Consider the following 22,591-nt stretch of genomic DNA (forward strand, 5'->3'; position numbering starts at 1 on the left):
GTGTGTGCCGAGGAGGGGGAGGCCGCCGCGGTCCCGGACGCGGTACCCATAGACACCGGATTCTTCGCCGCGGGCACCGCGATCCGGTTCGCGTTGCTGCTCGCCTTCGTCACGGTCGACAGCCTGACTCTGCTGTCGACCACGCTGGTGCAGTATCGCGAGGGCGACGAGTGGTACACGTGGTTCCAATTGTGTCGTCTCGCAGTGGGATACGACCCGACCGAGCCATATATACCCGCGGCGATGATGACGCGCGCCGCATTCGTCGCCTCGTGCGACGCGGCTCACGGGGTGCATTCCCACAGCGATCCGGTGACGGTGATATCGGCCCTCGCGGTGGTGTTCGGTCTCGCCGCGGTGCTGTATGTGCTGGGACCGATGTGGCGGCGCCGACGTGGTCGGTTACTGCCGGTGGATCCCGATTCGTCCGACGAGCTGGCGCGGCAATTGCGGGATCTCGTGGAGCGGGCCGGCTTACGCAGGGCACCGGCGTTCGCCATCGATCCGAGGGCGGATTCCGTCGGTGCGGTCGTCTTCGGCCGGATGGGCCGCTACACGGTATGCCTGGACGCCGGCCTGGTAGCACGGGGCAGCGCCGAGCCCGCCGTGCTACGCGACGTGGTACTGCACGAACTGGCGCACATCCGCAATCGCGACGTGGACATCACCTACGCCACGGTCGCGCTGTGGCGGGCATTCCTGATCTGCGCGCTGCTGCCCAACGTGGTCGGGCAGGTCATGTCACTGTTCGAGCATCCCGATCTCTGGCGTAGCCAATGGGAATTGGGTTTGCGTGGCCTCATCCGGGTCGTGGTCCTCATCGCGTTGACCTATCTGGTCCGGGCGGACATCCTGCGGACCCGCGAGGTCTATGCCGATATCGACGCCGCGCGCCTCGCCGGAGACACCGCCTTTGCGTGGCGGGATCGGCCCACCGCGCATCGGCCGGGATTCGTTGCATGGCACCGCTTTCTGGGGCTATTGCGTACGCATCCCGACTGGTCCGACCGCAGTCGATGGCGAAGCGACCCCGGAATACTGTTCGGCGCCACCGCACTTCCGATGTTCCTCACCGGAGTCACCGCGCAGGTCGCGAATGTTCAGGCGACCATCTGGTCGAGTCCCGGCGCCGTCGCCGAGGTGGCGACCTGGACGACCGCCGTACTCGTCGTCGGCATCGCGGGTTACATCCTCTGGCGCGCGGTCGGTTACGCGGTTCTCACCGGTCGGCCGGTGCCCTCGGGCTGGTCTGCGGGCGTCTGGCTCGGCGTGGGCCTGGCGGTCGGCGAACTGCTGTCCTTCCGCACTGCCGGGGTGGGACTGTTGCCCCCCCATCCCGAGATCCTGATCGTCCTGCTGATCAGTGCTCCGGTGTTCACAAGCTGGGTCACCCAGTGCGCCGAAATCTGGATTCGGGGTAGTCGTGGCCGATCGCTGCGCCCGGTGCGGATACTGGGACTCGCCGCGGCGCTGGTCGTGTTCGGCACCTGGTACGGCTACTGGATGAACGGGCTTTTCCTCTTGCAGAGGGGGTCGCTGCGGTCGCCCGATTTGTCCTTGCCGGGAACCCCGGGATGGTTCTGGGTCGTCGCCGACCTCGGCAACAGACCGTTGGTACTCGTGGGCGCATCCGTTCTGTGGTTGTTCCCGTGGCTCGCCGTGGTGCGGCGACGGAGCACATCCCCGCCCGCGTGGATGCGGCGCGCCCGCACCGACGCATCGGACGCGGGAGCGGTGGTGCATCGGGCCGTGCCGGTGCGGCACGCCGCCATGGGTGCGGTCGTCGGCGGTGGATTGTGCTGGTTGACCGTTGTGGTGATCATGGCGCGACTGCATCCCGACCAGCCGCCTTTCGGACAGCTACCCGACGAGTGGGTGTTCCGCTATCCGATGTGGCTGAGCGCGGGTCTCGGCTGTGTGCTCATGCTGACGGCGATCGGAGTGTCGGCGACCGCGGCGCGGTTCCGGCTGCTCGTGGGGCTCGCCGCCGCCGGCGGCGCCGGATTGCTCGGTCTGGCCGGCTTGTTCGTTCTCGCCGCAACCGACGGATGTGTCGCCCCCATGCGGGTCATGGCCCACACCTGCCGCTGGCGACCGGGCCCGGCCTGGATGGTCGTCACGTTGCAGGTGCCGTTCGTTCTCGGTCTCGCGGTGTACCTCGCGGCAGTGGCCGCGCTGCTGGGCGCGGTCGTCGCCGTGGCCGGCCGTCGGCTCTTCGGCCGAACGCGGGACACGGCACCGCGATCCGACAGAGACCCCGAGCCGCCGCGGTCGGCGATCGTGCGTGGTGCCGTCGTGGTGCTCGCGGCCGCAGCGGTGATCGCTCTGGTCGCGAATACCGCGATCTCCTTCTACGACCGTGGGCATGTCGAGGGATCCGCCGTCGGAACACTCGGGCGGGAACCACAGCCCACGCCCGAGGCGCGGGCGCGCCGGATCGATGCCTGGCTTCGGGTCGGCGGTACGGCCGAAGCAAACAGGCTTCACGACGACAACGAAAGGTTGCGAGCGGCCACCGCGGCCGCCGTGCGCGCCGCCGAGGGACAGCCCACGGTCGCGGTCGACCCGGAGATCTTCGCGCCGTTGTGTGCTGCCGTTGCCGCCGACGCCGACCATGCGGCCGCATTCGTTCCGATTCCCGACGACCGGGCCCAGACCGACTGGGCGACGTGGCTCGCCGTGGCGAAACGCGCCGGTGACGACTGCCGGCGCAGTTTCGACGACAAGAACGACGCCCTGTTCGACCGATCGATGACCGAGTACGTCGCGGCCGCCGCCGCGTACGCGACGTTGCTCCGCCACTTCGACGAGATCCGCGATGCCGCGGCCGATGGATGACCGCGGCATTCGAGGCCGCTCGCCGGATTGCCGGCAGGGTGAACGACCGCCGGGCAGCCCACCACCGTGCACGGCGTGTTCGGTGTACCCGCCGTGGCCTTCGTGTCCGGCCTGCTGCTCCCGCGGGCCGTGAGTCCCGTGATTCGCCCGGCGAGTGGCCGTCAGCTGAGGCCGGTCACTTCCTGGGCGATCGCGGCGAGCCGCGTCTGGGCGGCCGAGACGACGCCATGGCGCCTCTTGTGGGCTTCCTCATAGGCGACGATCGCGCGGATGTCGGCCGGCTCGGTGAGCTCCTTCACCGCGGCGACGGCTTGGGACACGTTCAGCTCGTCGTAGTCACCGACCGGTAGCTCGCCGGGTTCGACGACACCTGTGGTGGCACGGATCGAATGCAGGGCATCGGCGGCCGCACCGGCGCCTTCGTGGCGCGTGACCTGCTCGGCGGTTTCCAGCGCGGCATCCCGCGAGGCCGAGAGGGTCTTGACGGCGACATCACCCGCGTGCGCTCCCCGGGCGAGCAGCTCACCGAGCGCGGGCGGGGTGGTGCGGACGGTGTCCAGCGCGCGATCCAGGCCGCGAGCCGACCACGTGACGGGCAGGTTGAACAGTTTCACCGCGGTCCCGGTCGCCGCCTGAAGAGCGGTGCGGCGCAACGCGGCCGGACCGCCGAGGGCGTCCTCGGCCAGCACGGTGGTCAGCCATTCCACCGTGGCCGAATGCGCGGTGATCAGGCGGTCGGCCAACGTCACGACCTCGCGTTGCCCCGCGGCGGTCGCCAGAGCCTTGATGTAGCGGGCGCGGTCGAGCAGCTGGTGTTCCAGCGCCAGGTCGCCGAGCAGCGCCTCGTCGAACGGCTGAGCCTGTTCGGCCATCGCCTTGATGGCAGCGACCGCGCGGCCGAGGAACGGGCCGACCACTTCGGGCACACTGCCCAGATCGCGGATGGCCGCCTCGATGGCCTCGGCGCGGGCGCGGCCTTTGTCGGCGTTCTCGGACAGCTCCGTGCGAACCGCCTCGGTTCGAGCCTGAGCGATCCGGGTCTCGGCCACCTGGATCTCGGTGTTGGTCAACGTCAGCACAGCTCGCAGCTGAGCCCGCAAAGTGGAGGTATCGGGAGTGCTCATGCGAATCTCGTCCTTCGGCGTATAGACGGCAGCAGGTCGGGGCGCAACGTTGCACCATAGTCTGCGACTACCCGGCATTACCGACGATTAACATGGTCGCCGACCGCGCGATCGCGGCACGGGGCAGTCGTGGATCGGCCGGTGTGGTCCTGATCCAGTCAGCCGAGATAGGTCGATTCGAGCACGAGATCCTCGAGAATTTTCTGGTACTCGGCATGCGTCCGATGCTCTCGGGTTTTCCACCGGGTGCCCTCATGGCGACGCATGAACGCTCGATACTCCGGGGCGCCAGGGTATTTCACGTTGTCCGCCACGACGACCGAGCCGGGACGCAGCCAGGCCCGATCCATAATCCGGTGGAGATCGGGAAGATATTCGTCCTTCTCGTGGTCGAGGAAGGCGAAATCCAGTGTTCCGGGCGAGAACTCGTGATCGTCGGCCAGCACCCGGAGCGTCTTCCCATCGTCGCCCAAGGTGCCGACGATGACGACGATCCGTTCGCTGACACCCGCGTGATCCCAGATCCGCTGGGCGACAGCGGCATTCGCCGCGTTGAACTCGATCGAGTACAGCACGGCATCGGCCGGCATGACCCGCGCGATGCGCAATGCGCTGTACCCGCAATAGGTTCCGAGCTCCAGCAGGCGGCGCGGCTGCGCGGCGGCGACGGCCCGGTCGAGGATCCGGCCCTTCTCGTCCCCGATGTTGATCAGATAACTCTTGGTGTAGCAGAACTCGTCGATCACCCGGATGACGTCGTCGATGTCGCCTTTTCGCGCATGCGCGCACACATAGTCGGCCAGCGCCTGTTCCCGGCCGTCGCCGACCTGCCAGGTGGCGCCCATATGCCGGAGGCCGAACAGAAACCGCACATACGACCATCGCAGGAACATCACCGGTTTGCCCACGCTCTCGTTGGCGGCGATCGCCAACGCGATCGCAGCGACGGCGGCCAGGGCCCACCGCGGGAGACGGAGTCCGAACACAGCCGGCCGGCGCGTGGCCAGCAGAATCGAGGAAACAACCGACACCGCGGATGCCACGATCGCAGCGGAGTGCTTGCTCATCTGTTCTTCCCTTCGCCGTGCCGATGCAGTTCGGCCTCCAGGATCGGCCCGATGACCGAGAGCGCCTCGGGGTTGGTCATCTGGGCGTGGGTGACGTCGACGCGGTGTTGTGTGATCTGCCCGGACACGAAGGGCCGCCACATCTCGCCGGTCAGTTCGCCGGTGAGGCCTTCGGTCGCCGAGAAATACAGCAGATCGCCGTCGTAGCATGCCGGCCGGTAGCTCGTGGACATGGCGACACTGTCCACATATCCCTGGTGCAGCCGTTCGAGGTGCTCACGGGTCAACCCGCGACCGGGGCCGGGGCTGTCGGCGAGTACCTCCACAGCCTCGTCCAGGGTGAGCGGCCGCGTGTCGGGAGTGGCCGACTCGTTGCCCTGCAGGTGGGTGACCAGATCCCGGACGGTGGGCGGCTCCGGCTGGGGCGCACCCTCGCCGAATGCCACGCTGTCGAACATCACGAGCAATCCCACAGCATGCCCCCGGGCGCGCAGCCGGACGGCGAGCGCGTGCGCGAGTTGCCCGCCCAGGGACCAGCCGAGCAGGTGGTAGGGGCCCTCCGGCTGGATGCGCGTGAGTTCGCGCAGATACACCTCGGCGAGCTCGTCGACGGTGTGGTACCTCCGCGACTGCCCGGAAACGGCCGGAGACTGCAGCCCGTAGACGGGCCGGTCGGTGACGTACCGCAGCAGGCCCGAATAGCACCACGAGAGCGGAACAGCGGAATGCACGCAGATCAGCGGCGTCCCGGAACCGCTGCCACGCAACGGAAGAACCGGCTCCAGCGCCGAACCGCCGACCGCCACGTCGCTGTTCCCGCCGGCCGCCGTGGCTTCGATGGCGGCGGCCAAGGTGTGTACCGTCGGGGTGAACAGCGAGGAGATCGTCACCGTCGTGCCGGTCCGCTCGGATAGTTGCCGGCACAGCTCGACGCCGAGCAACGAGTTGCCGCCGAGTTCGAAGAAGTTGTCGTCCAGGCCGACCCGAGATTGCCCGGTGACCTCGGCGATCGTCTCCGCCACCGTGCGCTCGATCGGCGATGTCGGCGCGCGGAAGGCCGGGCGCGGCAGCGTCTGTGGATCCGGCAATGCGGACCGATCGGTCTTACCGCTGCTCGGATTGATCGGTATCTCGGGCAGCGGCACCAGCATCGCCGGAATCATGCCGGGCGGCAGCACAGTTCGTAACCGCGCCAAGACGGCGGTGCGGTCGAAGTGTTGCTTCGCGGCCGCCGTGGGGACGACATAGCCGATCAGCCGATCGCCGAGCGCCTCGGATGTCCACACCCGCACCACGGCCTGATCGACCGTCTCGTCCGCGGCCAGTGCGCGCTCCACCTCGGACGGCTCGATGCGCTGCCCCCGCAGCGAGATCTGAACATCACCGCGGCCGAGGTACTCGAGCGTCCCGTCGGGTTGTTCGCGGACCATGTCACCGGTGCGATACATCCGAGTTCCGGGCTCTCCGTAGGGATTCGCCACGAAACTCTGCGCGGTGATTCCGGGCCGCCCGAGATACCCGCGCGCCAATGCGTCCCCGGCGAGATACAGTTCGCCGCGGGCGCCGCGCGGCGCCGGCCGCAGCCGGGCGTCCAGTACCGGAGTCTGCACGCCGGGCAGTCCGCGCCCGATCGTGATCGGCGCGTTCGGGTCGAGCGGCTCGGTCTGGGTCACCACGACGGTGGCCTCGGTGGGGCCGTAGGAGTTGAACATCGGGAGCCGGCCCGCCCAGCGTTCGGCCAGCGCGGGCGGGCATTTGTCACCGCCCACCGTCACCGTCCGCAGTGCCGGCAATCGATCCGGGTCGAGCGTTGCCAGAATGGCCGGTGTGACCACCAGATGGGTGACGCCCTCGTCCTCCATAACCTGCGAAAGTCGCTGTCCCGCAATGATGTCCGGCGCGAGAGCGATGAGCTTCGCCCCGGGCGTGAACGCGGAGAGATATTCGAGCATCGACGCGTCGCAGAACGGTGAATGTGCCTGCAGCACCACCGAGTCCCTGCCGATGCGGTTACGGATGCGCAGATCGTCGGCCAATGTCGCCAGGCCTTCGTGGGTGCTCAGCACCCCCTTGGGTTCACCGGTCGATCCGGAGGTATAGATCAGGTAGGACGGGTGAGCAGCCAGCAGCGGTCGTATCCGATCCGCATCGGTCACCGCGGCGGTCGACCGGGATGCGGCCGCGCGGGCGAACTCGCCGCCGTCGAGCAGCAACCAGTCGACCGTCGTGTTCTCCAGGGGTGTGCGCCACTCGGCGAGGGTGATGCCCAGCGCCGCATCGGAATCGGCGATCAGCTTCGATACGCGCGCCGGCGGATCGGTGGGATTGACCGGGAAGAACACCGCGCCGGCCCGGGCGACGGCCCACAGCGCCATGACCGATTCCACCGACCGGGACAACGCCACCGCCACAACGACTTCCGGCCCGGCTCCGTGCGCGATCAGCTCGCGCGCCCACTGCGCGGTCGTCTCGTCGAGTTCACGATAGGTCACCGATCGGTCCGGCCCGCTCAGCGCGATCCGTTCACCGGCATCGATTCCGCCCGCGAGCAATTCCGGCAGCAACCGCTGGTGCTGCCGCTGCCTCGGGGCCGCGATCGTGTGGGTACCGGTGACGGCCGCGAACACCTTGTCCGTATCGTCGGCCCACAGGAATCGGGCCAGGCAGTCCATGAACTGCTGCCGATACCCCGCTACCTCGTCTGCCCGATACAGCTCCGGGTTGGCATGGAAGTCGACGACGAACGGCTCGGCGCCGAAGCGGTAGCAGCTGATCGCCATATCCTCCACCGGCCCGGCCGAAAGCAGTTGCGTCCGAGCGCGAACGGCGCCGAAGTCGATACTGTCGGGCAGGCTGAGGACGTTGATCAGCGGACCGTAGCCGTGGCGACCGGCCCGGCCCACGCCGTGGTCACGGAGCAGGTCTTCGTGCCGATACAACTGGTGGCGCAACGCGCCGATCATGCTCAGGCGCACCTGGCGGAGGAGGTCGCCGATCGTGCTCTCGGCCACGCCCCGCACCCGCAGCGGCACCACGTTCGAGACCATCCCTGCCGACCGCCGCAGCGCTCCCGTGGTGCGACCGGCGACGGGCAGCGACACCGTGACATCGGTATCACCGGTCATCTGCGCGAGAAAGGCGGTCACCGCCGCGACCAGCACCTCGGCCATGCCCGTGCCGTACCGGCGGGCTGCGGCATCGAGCCGTGCCATGAGCTCCGCATCGACAGTCGCGTGCGCGATATGGGGCCGTGCCGAGGGCGCCGCGTACCGCTCACTGAGGCGGGTGACGTGATCGAGGCCGGCCAGCTCCTTGCCCCAGTACTCGCGGTCGGCGGCGAACCGCGACGAGGACCGATACCGCTGCTCGGCCGCCACGATCTCGGTCAGCGACACCGCCCGGCACGGTGCCGGGGGCCGCCCTTCGGTTGCGGCGGAATGCAATTCGGCCGTTCGCTGCAACACCTGAGCAGCGCCGAAGCCGTCGACGGCGAGGTGGTGGCTGCGCGCATAGCAGCGATAACGGCCGGGGCCGAGAGTGAACAGCACCGTCTTCGTGACGTCGGCACCGGTCAGGTCGATGCCCCGATGAAGGTCCCGGCTCATCCACTCGTGGGCGGCGCGTTCGGGATCGGGATGATCACTCAGGTCTACGCAGTCGAATTCGGCGTCGAGTTCGTGGTCGAGATATTGGCGTGGTCGGCCACCGACGATGGCGAATCGCACATGCGGCGACTGCAATTCGCGCGCCGCGCGGCGGGCGCACTGCTGGAGCAGTTCCAGATCGAGTTCGCCCTGCACATCGGTGTATTGGGAGATGGAGAACGGAACCGAGGGATGTAATTGCTGGGCCAGCCACAGTTCCGACTGCGCTACCGACAATTCGAAGAAGTCCGTGTCCGGAGTCACGCCCTCGTGACGACGCGTGGTACTCGTGAGGTCTACCACCGCAATTCCTTATTTCTCGACGGCGAGGATATCAGCGAAAGTGATTGTGCGAGAAGGCGACATCACGAACCGACCCTCGACCGGAGGAAGCCCTCGACTTCTGCCGTCATCCGGTCGACCGAATCGGCGACGAACAGGAGGGGCTGGCAAATGCTGTCGTCGATATCGCTGGTGAGTATGTCCTCGATCCGGAACTCTCGCAGATCCGCCTGCACGAAGGACTCCATCTCCGTGACCGACGACAGAATCGCGGCGCCGTACGCGCGCGGATGACCTTTTTCGGCGACCACGCCTACCTCCAGGGTGAACCAGAACAACCGCGCGATCGCGGCCCGCTCCTCGTCGGAGGTGGCGCGGAGGGCGGCGCGGCCGAAGCAGCGGTACAGTTCCGCGAATTCCGGATCGGCGAGTATGACCGCATGCCCGACCAATTCGTGGATGACATCGGGATCGGGCGAGAACGATTGTTCTGTCACCGGCCGCACGTCCGGGGTCGCGTGCAGGATGCCGTCGGCCATGGGGCCGTAGAACAGGCGGCCCGGCTGGCTTCCGATCGCCGGTGCGAGCTCGAAGCCGGTCAGGGATCGAAGCGTGCGCGAGACCTCGTTCATCTGCGGTACCCGGTCGGCGGGCAGCTGAACGATGCGAGCGGCGGCACGATAGTCCGTGCATCCCAGTTCCTCGTGCATGGCGCGAAGTGTCGCGAAAACCCTCGACCACAGCGCGTCTTCGTCACTGCTGTAGACGAATTCGGGCAACGGCTGCCCGGGGCGGCATGCGCGGGCGACGCGCTCACGCTCGGAACGAACGTCGAGACCAACCGTCATCGCAATCAATCCTCTCCTCGAGTTGCCTAAAGTGCGCAGGTCATCACCACTCGGAATCGATCAGCGCTGACAATAGGTGCGTTCTGTGTCCGCGAGTACCCCCGGCTATTTCCTGCAAACAAATCGGCGAAGCCGGCGAGGGCAAAGCAGAAGGCGGCTTCCTGCAATACATTTCGGGGAACATTCGGTGAAGATTCCTGGCCGTCCGCGGATCTCCGCGAAAAGTGAAACGAAGTATCCGGCAAGCGAGGGATTCCCTGCCCGGTCTGTCGCTTTTCTCCCGAAATATCCATAGCGCCTTCACCAATGTTCAGGCGCCGATCGCCGCCGCGAACATCGGCCACGAATTGTGCAGGGCGTCTTGCCGATATCCCCATGCATGAGTTCCCGTCGGCCGGACGGATCACCGCCGGCCGACGCGGTCCCCACGGTCGTCGTCGAGACGAGCAGGACGAAGACCCCGGCGAGCCACCGTAAACCCCCTGCGGCAGGTTCGGCATCGGCCCCTCCGCTCTTCTCCGGCGAACAACGGTAATCAAGCAAGCTACTACAGGGAGAGGGGCGAACTCCGGGTTTGCCGCTACATTGCTGAGCGAGTCTTCGGTCGCTGCGGTCGGCGGACGCCGCGGGTGGAGTCCCCCCGTAAGGTCGGCGCAGGCGTCCCACAGCTCGGCCGCGGCGTCGACGTCGGTCATATGGGCATGGGGTGTTTCGCGGTGCCGGCGCCGCATGCCCGGCGATCCAATTCGAAACCGGCCATCATCCGCGCCGGTTTCGATCGCCCGTAGGTGCCGATATCGATGGTGCGCCTCGGCGTCGAATTCTGCGGGCGGGCGGGCGATTCCGGCGGCAGATCTCGCGCGCGGGTATGGTCACCGCGTTGGTGACCACGGCGATCGGAACAACGCTCGTGGTACGAGCGGGATCGAGCCCGCCGATGCGCGTGAACCAGGCGCAGGCGCACTCCGGTGAGCCACGGTGCAGACTCTCGACTTCGGCGCTGTCCCCGGCGAAACCGGTGCGGTGAACCCGAGCGCGATTTCCGACGCATCGAGCGAGATCTCCGTACCTGGCGACGGGACGGGCGGTACCGACGCCACCGTCGATTCCGGGATCGCGCCACCGGCCGTGGATTTCACCGATGCCGGTACCGGCCAGGCCACTGCGACAGAATCCACGACGGCCACGACGACGGATACCTCGGCGCCGACCTCGATGGCCGTGTCGGTCGGCACGAGTTTCTCTGCCACAGCCAGTCTTTCGATCCAGATCATGCCCAGTGTGCCGGATTCGGACCCGCCCCTCCCACCACCACTATCCAGGGCGCCTACGACTCCTGTGGAGACAACGACGGTGACGATAACTGCCGATCCGAGTACAACCCTGCCGACCACGACGGCACCGACCGGCAACCTGCCGACCACGCCGCCGGCGGCACCGACCGACACGACGACGACATCCACGGGTACGACAACCAAGAACCTCGCCGGCGACGAAACCTCCGATGCCGAGGAAGTCGACGCATCCGACGACTCCGTCGATCGCACATCCGCCGACCACATCACCGAAGCCCGCAGCGGGATAGGCGGTCACGCGACCGGGGAGTTCACTCGCTCGAGCATCGGTGGTTGTCGTCAGATCCCCCCCGCGCCTATGCCGGCGGATGGGCCTGCGGCTGCCAGTCGTAGACGACCGTGGTGCGCAGGACGATGTCCTGCAGCGAATACCGGCGCGAATCGACCACCACCCAGAACAATCCGAGCGCGAACATCACACAGAACACCGCCCGCACCAGAGCCCGCGGCCATCCCACGAGTTCGCCGTCGCGGGTCACCATCCGCAGCCCCATCATCACGGCGCCGACGGTGCGACCGCTCACGGCCCAGCATCCGGTGAGGTACAGCACCGACACCACGATGAATATGCCTGTCGACATCACCGCACCGGCGTCCGGCCACGTGAAATCCTGCGGTGAGAACAGCAGTCGAGCGAACGCCAGGCACAGGTAGATCGCGGCGATGATCGCCACGACGACGGCGACGTCGACCCCTGATGCGATCGAACGCGTCACGATGCCGGCCGGATGGTGCGCAGGGGCACTCACTCCGCGCCCGATTCGGACGGTGCTCGCCGGAGCAACTTCCCGACGAACCCCGCGACGGCATCGTCCGCACGCATCCCCTGGCTTCGGATGCCGAGAACTGCCTCCGCGGACATCGAGTCGGTGGATTCGCGGATGATTCGAGGTAGATCGACGCCCTCGATCACGGTGTCGGCCAGCCCGACCAGATCGACCCGTCCGATGATCTTGTCGACATCGATCCGTTCTGCCACCGCGTCGAGATCCACGTTGTCGACGACGATCTCCGTGAGGTCGACAGCGCCGACCGCGGTCCGCACGATCCTGCCGATCACCGCACGCAGCACCCGTTCGGTGAGGTCGTCGGCGGCGTCCAAAGTCTCGGCGCCCCGCTGTTCGAGTTTCGCGAGCACCGGCTCGATGCCCGGCATCCGTCGTGCGACGCCGAACCCGAACCCCAGCATGCGCCCAGCAGCTCCGCCGACTCTCGCGGCGGCTCCCGCCACCAGGTTCACCGGCCTCGAGATCGGGGTGCCGTCCACATCACCATCAAACTCGCTCGATACCGCTCGGGCATGCCTTTCGAGTTATTCGGTTGCCGGACACCGGCCGAGCTCGGCCGAGAAGGCAGGTGGCCCTCCCTCAGCCACCGCAATGCTCGTGCAGTGCCGAGCAACAAAAAAGCCGCAGGCGATAACCTGCGGCTCGAAAGTGGTGCTAACTCGAAAGTGGAGCTAACGTTCCACAACCCGAACCCTTGACAGTCGAAGGGCCGGCGCTTCGGATCGTGCCGGTCGGCAGGCGAACGGCCGCTGGGACGCAGTGAGAGACGTGCCCCGGGTCGAGCCGGTAGAGCGGGATCGTGTCCGGCCCGGGTTACGTTGGCGGCCGCGAGGTGTATTCGGCCCAGTGGTCGACCGCCTGTTCGAGACTGAGTGCCGCGACCTCGGCAGGAGCCATGCCGACCGTGCGGATCAATCGCTGTGCGAGCCAATCGGGGACAGGTTCGCGAATCGGTGTCGGTGGAATTCGGAGCGATTCGGCACTGCGCCCGAGTCGCTGGACCACTTCGCCGAGTTTGCTGAATTCCGGTAGCCGACTGGCCGCCGCGACGATACGGGCGGTTGCTTCCGCGTAGACCTCGGAGTCGGCGCGTGCTCCGATCGTCCAGATCTCGCAGATCTCGATCGTCTGCTGGTCGACGACCCGGTATACGATCCGCCACGTGTTGCGGCCGACGACAAGCTTGCGGAACCCGGTCAGTTCGCCGCCGAGTGGATAGCCTGCTTGCGGTGAATCCAGCAGCAGGAGCACCTTTTTGAGGACTTTGGGCACAGCGTCGGGACCCAGTTTTCGAAGGTCGTCGATTGCCGCATCGGTGAAGAGGACTTCGACCATCGGATTACTCGTGGTCGTCGAGTTCGGCGAGGGATTCCCTCGTGTGGCCGAAGGCGCCGAGTACGTCGTCCAATGACGTTCGGTTCCCGCGGTCGGTCGCGGCCCGGGCGAGCACGAGTGCGAGGTCGCGCAGGTCGGACTCCGCGCGGTCCAGCTCGGCGAGCCGCTCCATGCTGACCACGGCCGCAACAGGCCGATGATGGCGGGTGACCACGAGGTCGGTGCCTCGTTCGGCGTCCGCCACCAGTCCAGCGACACCTCGCTGGGAGGCGTCGGAAACGCTCAGCTCATGAGTGTTGCGCAGGATCGACATGCCGTAACTGTACAGAATTCTAGCTAGATTATCCATGCCGTATCGGCCGCAGGCACCACCTGCGCCCATGACATGACCTACTGGATTTCACCGAGTTATCAGCGATCGGCGCTCGGCTGGTATATCGGAGACCACCGCACGCGTACCGCTGCCACAACTGCTCCTGACATGTGTGAACAACGGACCTCGATCCCGTCCGGAGGATCGATTCCGCGCTGGGACCGGCTCAGCGAATTCCAATCGAAGGTGATGCGCGCGGTGACGCCCAGTCGCGTGGTCGGGGCGGTGACCAGGTCGTGCAGTTCGGTGGTGAGGTCGGTTCTGGGCCACCAGGCACCGTCCACGCCCGCGGATTCCTCACGGTCGCGTAGCAGCAGCCGCGGGGTGCGGGTCGGCGTGTCGAATGGTTGGCCGCCGCTCCCGGTGTGCTGGGGTCATCCCGCACCACGGCCGGCTGTGCCGCCGCCCTTCTTCGGCGACGGGTTCTGTGTCATCTCGAACCTCCCGCAACCGCGATAGACGTATCGCGGTCTTGCCGGGCCACCGGCGCATTGTGTCCGCCTTCGTTGTCCCAGCGGCACAACGCAACCCGGTTCTGAGTGTTCTCGAGGCTGCGGCGGGTACCGGCAGCCACGAGTTCGTCGGCGGTGAACTCGCTGCCCGGTCGAGCCGCGGCCGTCAGCAACGCCTGGGCTGCCGCGGCCTCGGTTCCTGCCGGGATCACCAGCAGGACGAGGCGGGTGCCGTCGAGTCCCAGGACACAGAGCATGTGCGCGGGCAGATGCCGGTAACCGTCCAGGCGTACCGAACGCTTCCCGAGCACCGCGCGCTTGGGTGCCGGGTCCCAGGCATCGATGTTGTACATGATTCGTTCCACGCTGCCTGCCCGCCGGCCCAAAAGCGCCTCGAGACCGGCCATTTCGGCGACAAGGTCGGTCGTGTGGGGCCACCAGGCCCCGTCCACCACCCCGGGCCTGGGCGCTTGCGGTGACCGCCGTGATCGCGACGAGGCGCCGCTGCGGAGGGAAAAGCGTGCCGAGCGATCCAGCGGGACCGGCTCGTGTTGTAGCGTCATCGCGACGCTCCTGACCGGGACCGCATAATGGTCCCTGTTCCTTCGCCGAGCGACGACGAGACCGCGGCTGTCTCGTACGAAAAGCCCCCGACACTTCGAGCCTACCCGCGATGAAGCCAACCGGGCCCCCTCGTGCGTCGACGATGGCCCTTCGGGCATCACAGTGAGCCCATACCAGAAGCAGAATCGCTCGTCGGCGAGTCGAGCCTGGACAGCGCGCACTACCCGGCGTTCACTGGGGAAGTACACCTCCCGGCGTTGGGGGACATCATGATCATCATTTTCCGGCTGGCCGAGTCGATCTCCGCTGTCCGGCGCGCCGGTCGCCCGGCCCGCCGCGACACCACTGCCGGGGCCGTACGACCTCCTCGCGGAACCGAGAACCGGCCGACGCCACAACACGGCGGCTTCGGTTCCGGAGACCATCGGGGCGCCGACCCGATTGCGTGGCACACTCGGGCCGCCGCATATTTCTCCGGAGACTGCGGCGACGAAACCGTGACGTCCTCGGTCGGTGGTGGCCGATGCCCCTGACCGAGCGTGCATGGGATCTCGGGTACGCGGCCGGCTGGCACCTGGTGCGAGCCTTGCCGGAACGGTGGGCGATGCGATCGTTCGAGGCCGCCGCCGACCGCGCCGCCCGCGGCGGTGGACCGATTCAGTTGCGGCGCAACCTGGCCAGGGTGCTCGCCACCACCCCGGCGCAGGTGCCCGACGAACTCGTGCGCGCGAGCCTGCGTTCCTACGCGCGCTACTGGTGCGAAGCGTTCCGGCTGCCATCGATGGATCCGGCGCGGTTGGCCGAGCGTATCGACTCCGCAGCCACCGGGCTCGAACGTATCCACGAGGCGGCCGAGCGCGGGCGTGGAGCGGTGCTGGCGCTACCGCACAGCGGCAACTGGGAGGTGGCCGGCGTCTGGCTCGTCCAGCGGATCGGTTCCCCGACGACCGTCGCCGAGCGGCTGAAACCGGAATCGCTGTACCGGCGCTTCGTCCGGTTTCGTGAGCGCCTCGGTTTCGAGATCGTCCCACTCAACGGCGGCGCTACCCCACCCTTCCAGCATCTGACCACGCGGCTACGGCAGGGAGTCATGGTCGGGCTCCTCGGTGAACGTGATCTGTCCGGCACGGGAGTGCCGGTCACCTTCTTCGGTGAACCGGCACACATGCCGGTCGGTCCGGCTCGGCTGGCGATCGACACCGGCGCCCCGCTGCTACCGGTACATTGCTGGTTCACCCCCGGCGGCTGGGGCTTCGATGTCGGCGCACCGATCGACACCGCCGGCGGTCTGCGGCCTACCACGCAGGCATTGGCCGACCGATTCGCCGCGGCGATCGCCGCCCATCCCGCCGACTGGCACATGCTGCAACCGGTGTGGGACGCCGACCAGCTCATGCGCGAGCAGGCTCGTAGCGTTCCGCATCCCTGAGCCGGCCCAGCCGGCCATCACCGGTGCCACTGTCTACCCACGCCCGCGGCCACCTGCGGGCGTAAACTAGGTTCTATCCGGCGGCATCACGCGCGCTGATCAGCAGAGATCGCGCCGTTCCCGGATTCGGATCCGGCCTTCTTTCGGGCCTGGACAGGAGCGTCCGATGACGCTGTCACCGCTGCATACGCTTTCGGCATCGCCGCGCGCACCCACCGGCACGCCGAGATTCCTTCTCGGTGGGGATCCCGGTGGCTACATCGAGGCCACCTGGTGGCCCCTATCGGGCAGCCTCGTCACCGAGCTTCCCGAGCTGATCACCGCGCTCCAGCTGCGGACCGGGCCGATATGGCGCGTGGTCTACGATCCGACCGCCTGGTCACCCGCCGAGCGGCGGCTGCGCATCGACCATCGGGTCATACGACTCGATCCGTATCCTTTCGAGCTCTTCGGCACCTTGTACGCGTACGGAACCAACGGCACCGTCATCGTGCTACGAGTCATCCCCTCGCGCACCGGCACAGACTCGGCACTGAGAGCAACCGGCGAGCCCGTTCGATCCGTGGCACCCATCCGCGACGGATAAGGACCACGCCCCAGGACGGCCCATTACCAGCCACGCCGCGATAGGTGCCTTCACCGTCCGATAACCCGGCTCGGCCGGGTGCGCCATCATCGTGTCCGAAGCGTCGCCGAGTGCGGCGGCAGCCATCGATTCGCCCTCGGCGGCAATGATTTTCGCGCGCTTCTCCCGCTCGGCTTCGGCCTGGCGGGCCATCGCCCGTTTCATGCTCTCGGGCAGTTGGATGTCCTTCAACTCGGTTGTCAACGTCACGAAATTTATTGGGCACCGGCTGAACCGGACACGGCGTAGCGTGAAGGTTTGGGCAGTACTTCTCAAAAGAGGGGAACGGATGTGGGTACGTCGACACGCATCGCCTCCTGCTTGATGCGAGTGTCCGACCTCGAGCGTTCCGCGGACTTCTATTGCGACGTGTTCCGGTGCAACGTCGCGATTCACGAACCGGACGCGGCTCTTCTGTTGACGCCGGACGGCTTCCAGCTCTACCTGCGTACGCGCGAGGCGATCTACACACGCGATATCAATGCCGTGGGCGTCGAGCAGATCATCTGGTCCGCGGGCAGCGAGCAAGAACTGCGACAGATCGAACAACGTCTGCGCGGCCACGATCCCCGCATTTACACCAATACCCTGCACGGAATCTCCTTCGTCGACGGCGTCGATCCCGACGGCATTCGCGTGCTGATCACCTACCCGACTCCCGAACAACTTCCTCGCGAGGTCATCGACCGCCGATTCCGGTAGCCCGACACTGTGTCCGGCTTCGTCGTCCCAGCGGCGCAACGCCGCCTGGTTCTTGGGTCGGCCGGGGGCAACGCCGTCAACGATGGCGTCTTCTGACCGTTTCCAATCCGTACACCGCGCCCTCCTGTTTTCACCGCTCAACCAATCCCGCCAGCGTAAAGGCCGCCACCGACAGCCGGGTGATCGGCGCAGGTCAGCCTTCTCCGTCGCTTTTCGGCGCCGGCCGCCGCGCCGGGATCCTCCGCACCGGGACGCGTTGACCGGTCGATCAGATCGTCTTTGTCAATCCCCTCCTCACACGGCAAACTCCACCGGCCATCGTCAGCTACCGGTCGGTGACGCTTCATATTTCACAGGAAACGACTCTTGCCGGCACGTGATTCCTATCGCCGATCCGGGCTGCAGTTGGTCGTGGGTGTCGACATCCTAGGGTGGCGAGTCCTCGCTCGGAGCTCGCGCCGATGACCGAGCGGGCGGACAGGGGCGATGGACCACGTTTCTTCCACGCTGCGCTCAGCCGGGGCGTTCGGCACCCCCATCGGTGTCCAGGGCGTCCGGACACCCGACCGCGGACTTCCGCCACGCGAGCACGACATGCCAATCCGGCACCGCCGCAGGCGATGTCAATGGTGCTGACCATGATCGGAACCACCCCGCCCGACCGACATCGGAATTCGCGAACGAATGCGGGCGCCCGAGCCGGACGGCGGCGCCGGCCGAAGCGGGGAAGCGAAGATCACTGCTGGTGTCCAGCTTCCGAACAGCTACCGGCCGAAGCGAAAACGGACTCAAACCGAACCAAAGAGTCATTGCCGAGGTGCCGTCGCTGGGCGGTAACTGATAGCAGCGGCGTCATCCAGCTGAGTCGGTGCTGCTGCGTAAGAACCCGTTTCACTGCTTCACTTATTAAGGCAAGAAAATGTCACCTGTTATCACTTCGCTGAATCCCTCTTTCGGTCCTCCAGCGGGTCTCAACTCTGTCATCATCACCGGTTCCGGCTTCGCCAACGTCGGTCCTCTGACCGTTCGGTTCGGCACGACGGCAACGACATTCACCATCGACTCCGATACCCAGATCACGGCCATCGCCCCGCCGGGGACCGGCACGGTGAACGTCACCGTACAGGCGTTGCTGGACGGCACGAGCAACCCGCTGCCCTACACCTATGGCGGTGCGCTTCCTACGTTGACCAGCATCATCCCGGCGTCGGGGTCGGCGGCCGGTGGGACGACGGTCGTGCTCACCGGGACGCATCTGACCGGAGCCACCGCGGTGAATTTCGGTGGGACACCGGCAACCTCGTTCACGGTCAACTCCGACACCCAGATCACCGCGGTGGCCCCGGCCCATACGGCGGGGACAGTGCAGGTCACCGTCACCACTCCCAGTGGTACGAGCAACGGAGTCTCGTTCACCTATATTGCGGTGCCTACGCTTACCAGCGTCACTCCGAGCTCGGGTCCGCCGAGTGGGGGGACGGTGGTCGTGCTCACCGGCACGGGGCTGACCGGAGCCACTGCGGTGAGTTTCGGTGGGACACCGGCGACCCTGTTCACGGTCAATTCCGACACGCAGATCACCGTTCTGACCCCGGCCCATACGGCGGGGACAGTGCAGGTCACCGTCACCACTCCCGGCGGGACCAGCAACGGAGTCACCTACACCTACGTGTCGGGTCTGGCGCCGGTCGATCTCGGTACGGCATCGACGTTCGCGGTGCTGGGTGCCTCGACAGTCACCAACACCGGAGCTACGGCCATCACCGGGAACCTGGGTGTCAGTCCGGGCACCGCAGTGACCGGATTCCCGCCGGGAACGGTGACCGGCGGAGCAATCCACGCCGGGGACGCCGTCGCGGCGCAGGCACACACCGATTTGCAGGCTGCCTACCTCGACGCGGCGGGCCGCACGCCCACCGCTTTCGTGACCGCTGATCTCGCGGGTCAAACCCTGACCTCCGGGGTGTACAAGGCAACCGGCGGGATCGGTCTCAACGGCACCGTCACCCTGGACGGGCAAGGCAATCCGAATGCGGTGTTCATCTTCCAGGCCGGGTCGACGCTGATCACGGGCGCGAACAGTGTGGTCAACCTCATCAACGGAGCCACCGCGCACAATGTGTTCTGGCAAGTCGGTAGCTCGGCCACGCTGGGTGCCAACACCATCTTCGCCGGCAACATCTTGACCTTCACCTCGGACACGGTGACCACCGGCACTACCGTGAACGGGAGCGTCCTGGCCCTCACCGGCGCGGTCACCCTCGACACCAACACCATCACGGCCGCCTGAGCCGACTCACCGAAAGGGTCTCAACCCCTGTCCGCGCGCCTTCGGCGCGCGGACAGGGCCGTTCGAGGGTGTCGCGCGCCTCGGGCACGGTGGGCCAGTCCGCCTTGCCCGCGGTGACTGCGATATCTCTGCTCCCGTACCCATCGACGGTAGAACCCCGATGGCGCGGTCGGGGGCCGGCCCGACGGTCATCGCCATGAGGTCGGCGACCGTCGCGGTGGCTTTCGGGTCCGCGGCCGCGCTCATGGCGGCGCGGGCGAGTCCGCGGTCCGTGCATGGCAGGACGATCAGCAGCGCGATCGTCCTGCCACCGCTTCCCAGCAAGCCGACTGTACAGTGCGGCCGGTGCCGGCAGCCTGTGTTGAATGCCCTTGGCGCGGTGGACCATTCGCCGAGGTTGTAGACGGTCCGATCGATGGCCCCGAAGCCGGGCTCGAATGTCGCCAGCAGATCCGGCAGTTCCGCGAGGAGATCGTCCCGTGCGGCCACCACGCCCCGTCGACGGTGCGCGATTCGTCGGCTTCGGAGGTGAATCGCAGGCGCAGCGGAAGCGCCGAGGCTGGGTGGCGGGGGATTGCAGCATCGGTGTCGCGTCCCTTCATCGGGCGTGGGGTGTACGTGTGCCTACGTTGTTCGTCAACGCTGTAGACATACGTTGTAGGAGTGGCCTACGCTGGAGTTATCCGGCCATCCTCGGCCGGATGAGAACCGAGGTTGTGAACGATGGCACCTACCGACTCCGCGCCCCCTGTTCATCCGATCGCAGTCGATATCGCGGCGCGCGGGCATGAACCCGACGAGATTCGCCGCGACGTCCGGAATCAGCGCGGCATACGCGCATGATCATCGTTACCTTGTTCGCAGGCATGGCGATCGGAGCGGTCGCGATGGCCATGGTTGATCGCCGCCGATCCGGTGTCTACCCCTATGCCCGGCGAACCCGTCCCGGCCTCCGTCACCACGATTCGGCGGCCGCCCGCGACCTGCACGAAAACGCCGGCGGCTCGCGGCATATCCGCACTCACCCCAGCTGGCGAGACCGGCTCGAGCAACCGCATCCAACCGGCGGGGAAACCAACCGAACCGAGGAATTGTCGTGATCGTCATCATCGGACTCGTCATCCTGGTCGCCGCCGTAGTCATCGGCGTTGTAGGAGTATTCGCCAACAGCGGCAACAGTCATCTCCTGACCGACAACTTCGCGGTGTTCGGCTATCACGTCACCGGATCGACCGGGGTGCTGTTCCTCTACGGCATGGTTCTCGGCGCCATCGCGGTCGCCGGATTGGGCCTGCTACTCGCCGGCACCCGCCGCACCGCCCGCCGTGGACGCGCCGCCCGCCACGAACTCGAGTCCACCCGACGGGAGACCCCGGTCTACTACAGTCACACCGGCACCACCAGCGTCACATCCGAACCTTCCGAGGTCGCCGAACACGACACCGGAAGCCGGACCCCGCCCCACCGGCACGGTAGGGGAAAACTGTTCGGGCGCAGGTCGATAGCGCACTGATCGCCGGTGCGTCCGAGTTCGTACGTTTCAAAACCCGGTCTACCTGCATCTTTACGGTTCAGGTAGACCGGACTCGAACCGGCACTGCGCGGACTGGGGAACCCTACGGTCGGGATCCTGGAGCACCAGGTCGGTTTCGGAGCCTTCGAAGATGAGGTGGCAGTCGTGTGGTTGTCGATGCCGGAACGTTGTCGGATTGCCGAAAACTGTTGTGCCGCAGAGCGTCATAGTTGATGGATGGGGGATCTCGAAGAGCGTCATCGATGCGGACCGGTCGCAATGTGCTGTCGGGGGTGTTTCGTTGCGTCGTCCGCAAGGACGCGTCGAGTGTCAGCCCTGTCCGGGAATCGCAGCTGGCGAAGAATATCGAAGCCAAAGGCCGCACTGGTGGTGCCCGCGACATCGCGATCGAGGCGCTGCGGTTCATGCTCTCGGCGGTGCGTACCTCGAAGCTCCCGTGCCCGCGCAAGCTGTCTCGCGCGGAACGAAATCGCAGGACGCCGGTGAAGTCATACACCGCGCCGACGGTGGCGGACTGCTGCGAGAGCACCGACCTGGCCGATTGGGTAATCCTGCTCGCGGCAACCGGCCTGCGCCGGAGCCAAACTTTGGGTCTGCTCTGGTCGGATATCGATCTCGACGGCTGCACGCTGCGTGTCAGCGGCAAGGTTGTCCGCATGAAGGGGCCAAGGGGTGGTGCGAGTGGAGAAGGACGATGATCCGAAGAACGGCCGCGGAGTGATCGCCCTGCCGGAGTTCGCGGTGGAGATGTTGCGCGGCCGCAAGGTCGCACTGGCCGCCCGCCGGCTCGCGTCACCACCGGATCCGAATGGGACGGTCTTGGATCTGGTCTTCCCGTCGACGGTATGGACGTTGCGTGATCCGCAGAATGTCGGCCACGAGTGGCAGCGGGTCCGCGATGCCCTGGGCATCCCGGAGGACGTCACGACCCACGGTTTCTGCCCCGCGGTCGCCGCGATCCTCGATGACGCGGGTCTGTCGGCGCGAGTGACCGCAGACGTTTTGATGCACGTAGATCCGGCATAACTCAACGTCACTACATGGCCGGAGGCCGAGTCCACCGGGCAGCTACGGATGCGCTGGATCGAGCTGTCAGCGGACAGTTCTGACGCACCACGCACAGTGAATTAGTCGGGACTTTGTTGGAATATCCGACCAACAAGGTAGGTATTCGGGCGGAGAAAACCCGCCCTGACCTGTGATCAAAGTGGAGCTAAGGGGAATCGAACCCCTGACCTTCTCGATGCGAACGAGACGCGCTACCAACTGCGCCATAGCCCCGTGGCTCGTTTCCGGGCCAACGGAGGAGAACTTTAGCAGGTGGGGGTCCGAGATTCCGAA

The 22,591-nt window shown here is 66.7% G+C and carries 19 protein-coding genes, 1 tRNA gene and 1 pseudogene; 8 read left to right on the forward strand and 13 right to left on the reverse strand.

The window, feature by feature from the left end:
* Positions 1-2,838 (forward strand): M48 family metalloprotease, encoded by a 2,838-nt coding sequence (locus C5E41_RS10195; RefSeq protein WP_104375577.1) that lies wholly within the window; start codon positions 1-3, stop codon positions 2,836-2,838.
* Between the two features lie 161 nt (positions 2,839-2,999).
* On the opposite strand, the gene C5E41_RS10200 is transcribed toward C5E41_RS10195, so the two are convergent.
* The 10 genes from C5E41_RS10200 to C5E41_RS35710 all read right to left on the reverse strand — a co-directional run bounded on the left by C5E41_RS10200 (position 3,000) and on the right by C5E41_RS35710 (position 15,215).
* A complete protein-coding gene (locus tag C5E41_RS10200) occupies positions 3,000-3,962 on the reverse strand; it encodes a hypothetical protein (protein WP_104375578.1) in 963 nt (320 codons plus the stop codon).
* 158 nt (positions 3,963-4,120) lie between these two features.
* Entirely contained in the window at positions 4,121-4,855 is a 735-nt protein-coding gene (locus C5E41_RS10205) for an O-methyltransferase (RefSeq protein WP_104375619.1), read from the reverse strand.
* 170 nt (positions 4,856-5,025) lie between these two features.
* The gene (locus tag C5E41_RS10210; protein ID WP_104375579.1) at positions 5,026-8,976 is read right to left on the reverse strand and encodes a non-ribosomal peptide synthetase; all 3,951 of its coding nucleotides are present in this window, start codon (positions 8,974-8,976) and stop codon (positions 5,026-5,028) included.
* A gap of 62 nt (positions 8,977-9,038) precedes the next feature.
* Positions 9,039-9,803, reverse strand: coding sequence for an amino acid hydroxylase (locus C5E41_RS10215; RefSeq protein ID WP_104375580.1), 765 nt, complete (start codon positions 9,801-9,803; stop codon positions 9,039-9,041).
* Between the two features lie 1,651 nt (positions 9,804-11,454).
* A complete protein-coding gene (locus C5E41_RS10225; protein WP_104375582.1) occupies positions 11,455-11,907 on the reverse strand; it encodes an RDD family protein in 453 nt (150 codons plus the stop codon).
* Positions 11,904-12,425: a hypothetical protein gene (locus tag C5E41_RS10230; protein ID WP_104375583.1), complete on the reverse strand. Its 522-nt coding sequence runs from the start codon at positions 12,423-12,425 to the stop codon at positions 11,904-11,906. The genes C5E41_RS10225 and C5E41_RS10230 overlap by 4 nt, the downstream gene beginning before the upstream one ends.
* A 334-nt stretch (positions 12,426-12,759) precedes the next feature.
* Complete coding sequence (locus C5E41_RS10235; protein WP_104375584.1) at positions 12,760-13,281, reverse strand: type II toxin-antitoxin system RelE family toxin; 522 nt, start codon at positions 13,279-13,281, stop codon at positions 12,760-12,762.
* Between the two features lie 4 nt (positions 13,282-13,285).
* Positions 13,286-13,594, reverse strand: a complete 309-nt coding sequence (locus tag C5E41_RS10240; protein WP_104375585.1) for a type II toxin-antitoxin system Phd/YefM family antitoxin — start codon at positions 13,592-13,594, stop codon at positions 13,286-13,288.
* Between the two features lie 98 nt (positions 13,595-13,692).
* Positions 13,693-13,971 (reverse strand): DUF5994 family protein, encoded by a 279-nt coding sequence (locus C5E41_RS34420; protein WP_219823134.1) that lies wholly within the window; start codon positions 13,969-13,971, stop codon positions 13,693-13,695.
* 113 nt (positions 13,972-14,084) lie between these two features.
* Positions 14,085-15,215, reverse strand: coding sequence for a DUF5994 family protein (locus C5E41_RS35710; RefSeq protein WP_308706124.1), 1,131 nt, complete (start codon positions 15,213-15,215; stop codon positions 14,085-14,087).
* On the opposite strand from C5E41_RS35710, the gene C5E41_RS10260 reads away from it, so the two are divergent.
* Positions 15,194-16,099, forward strand: coding sequence for a phosphatidylinositol mannoside acyltransferase (locus C5E41_RS10260; RefSeq protein ID WP_104375587.1), 906 nt, complete (start codon positions 15,194-15,196; stop codon positions 16,097-16,099). The two genes, C5E41_RS35710 and C5E41_RS10260, sit on opposite strands and share 22 nt — an antisense overlap.
* A gap of 166 nt (positions 16,100-16,265) precedes the next feature.
* On the forward strand, positions 16,266-16,685 hold the full coding sequence (locus C5E41_RS33780; RefSeq protein ID WP_104375588.1) for a DUF5994 family protein: 420 nt from the start codon (positions 16,266-16,268) through the stop codon (positions 16,683-16,685).
* Positions 16,686-16,760: 75 nt separating this feature from the next.
* Here the strand turns inward: C5E41_RS33780 and C5E41_RS36165 are convergent.
* A pseudogene (locus C5E41_RS36165) lies at positions 16,761-16,934 on the reverse strand (slipin family protein); the annotation flags it as partial.
* Between the two features lie 81 nt (positions 16,935-17,015).
* Here C5E41_RS36165 and C5E41_RS10275 point away from each other — a divergent pair.
* Positions 17,016-17,426 carry a VOC family protein gene (locus C5E41_RS10275; protein ID WP_308706043.1) on the forward strand — a complete coding sequence of 137 codons (411 nt, stop codon included), beginning with the start codon at positions 17,016-17,018 and terminating at the stop codon, positions 17,424-17,426.
* Between the two features lie 919 nt (positions 17,427-18,345).
* On the forward strand, positions 18,346-19,716 hold the full coding sequence (locus tag C5E41_RS10280) for an ice-binding family protein (RefSeq protein ID WP_104375590.1): 1,371 nt from the start codon (positions 18,346-18,348) through the stop codon (positions 19,714-19,716).
* A gap of 6 nt (positions 19,717-19,722) precedes the next feature.
* Here the strand turns inward: C5E41_RS10280 and C5E41_RS35925 are convergent, their stop codons facing one another.
* Entirely contained in the window at positions 19,723-20,208 is a 486-nt protein-coding gene (locus C5E41_RS35925; RefSeq protein WP_219823131.1) for a DUF5994 family protein, read from the reverse strand.
* Between the two features lie 604 nt (positions 20,209-20,812).
* Here C5E41_RS35925 and C5E41_RS33785 point away from each other — a divergent pair.
* The 3 genes from C5E41_RS33785 (at position 20,813) to C5E41_RS10305 (ending at position 22,276) form a co-directional block, all read left to right on the forward strand.
* Positions 20,813-21,229, forward strand: a complete 417-nt coding sequence (locus tag C5E41_RS33785) for a hypothetical protein (protein WP_181063186.1) — start codon at positions 20,813-20,815, stop codon at positions 21,227-21,229.
* 263 nt (positions 21,230-21,492) lie between these two features.
* Entirely contained in the window at positions 21,493-21,948 is a 456-nt protein-coding gene (locus C5E41_RS10300; protein WP_104375593.1) for a site-specific integrase, read from the forward strand.
* Positions 21,932-22,276, forward strand: a complete 345-nt coding sequence (locus tag C5E41_RS10305; RefSeq protein WP_104375594.1) for a hypothetical protein — start codon at positions 21,932-21,934, stop codon at positions 22,274-22,276. Before C5E41_RS10300 ends, C5E41_RS10305 begins: the two co-directional genes overlap by 17 nt.
* Before the next feature lie 182 nt (positions 22,277-22,458).
* Here the strand turns inward: C5E41_RS10305 and C5E41_RS10310 are convergent.
* Positions 22,459-22,531: transfer RNA gene (locus C5E41_RS10310), tRNA-Ala, on the reverse strand.
* Between the last annotated feature and the right edge of the window lie 60 nt (positions 22,532-22,591).

The organism is Nocardia nova (assembly GCF_002933465.1).
Lineage (GTDB): Bacteria > Actinomycetota > Actinomycetes > Mycobacteriales > Mycobacteriaceae > Nocardia > Nocardia nova_B.

What these genes read in the sequence shown, in the direction of transcription:
- C5E41_RS10235 (WP_104375584.1), bottom strand. Translation starts at nt 13,281, where the DNA reads ATGGTCGAAGTCCTCTTCACCGATGCGGCAATCGACGACCTTCGAAAA.
- C5E41_RS10300 (WP_104375593.1), top strand. Translation starts at nt 21,493, where the DNA reads ATGCGGACCGGTCGCAATGTGCTGTCGGGGGTGTTTCGTTGCGTCGTC.
- C5E41_RS10205 (WP_104375619.1), bottom strand. Translation starts at nt 4,855, where the DNA reads ATGTTCCTGCGATGGTCGTATGTGCGGTTTCTGTTCGGCCTCCGGCAT.
- C5E41_RS10240 (WP_104375585.1), bottom strand. Translation starts at nt 13,594, where the DNA reads ATGTCGATCCTGCGCAACACTCATGAGCTGAGCGTTTCCGACGCCTCC.
- C5E41_RS35710 (WP_308706124.1), bottom strand. Translation starts at nt 15,215, where the DNA reads ATGCACGCTCGGTCAGGGGCATCGGCCACCACCGACCGAGGACGTCAC.
- C5E41_RS10200 (WP_104375578.1), bottom strand. Translation starts at nt 3,962, where the DNA reads ATGAGCACTCCCGATACCTCCACTTTGCGGGCTCAGCTGCGAGCTGTG.
- C5E41_RS10280 (WP_104375590.1), top strand. Translation starts at nt 18,346, where the DNA reads ATGTCACCTGTTATCACTTCGCTGAATCCCTCTTTCGGTCCTCCAGCG.
- C5E41_RS33780 (WP_104375588.1), top strand. Translation starts at nt 16,266, where the DNA reads ATGACGCTGTCACCGCTGCATACGCTTTCGGCATCGCCGCGCGCACCC.
- C5E41_RS10215 (WP_104375580.1), bottom strand. Translation starts at nt 9,803, where the DNA reads ATGACGGTTGGTCTCGACGTTCGTTCCGAGCGTGAGCGCGTCGCCCGC.
- C5E41_RS10260 (WP_104375587.1), top strand. Translation starts at nt 15,194, where the DNA reads ATGCCCCTGACCGAGCGTGCATGGGATCTCGGGTACGCGGCCGGCTGG.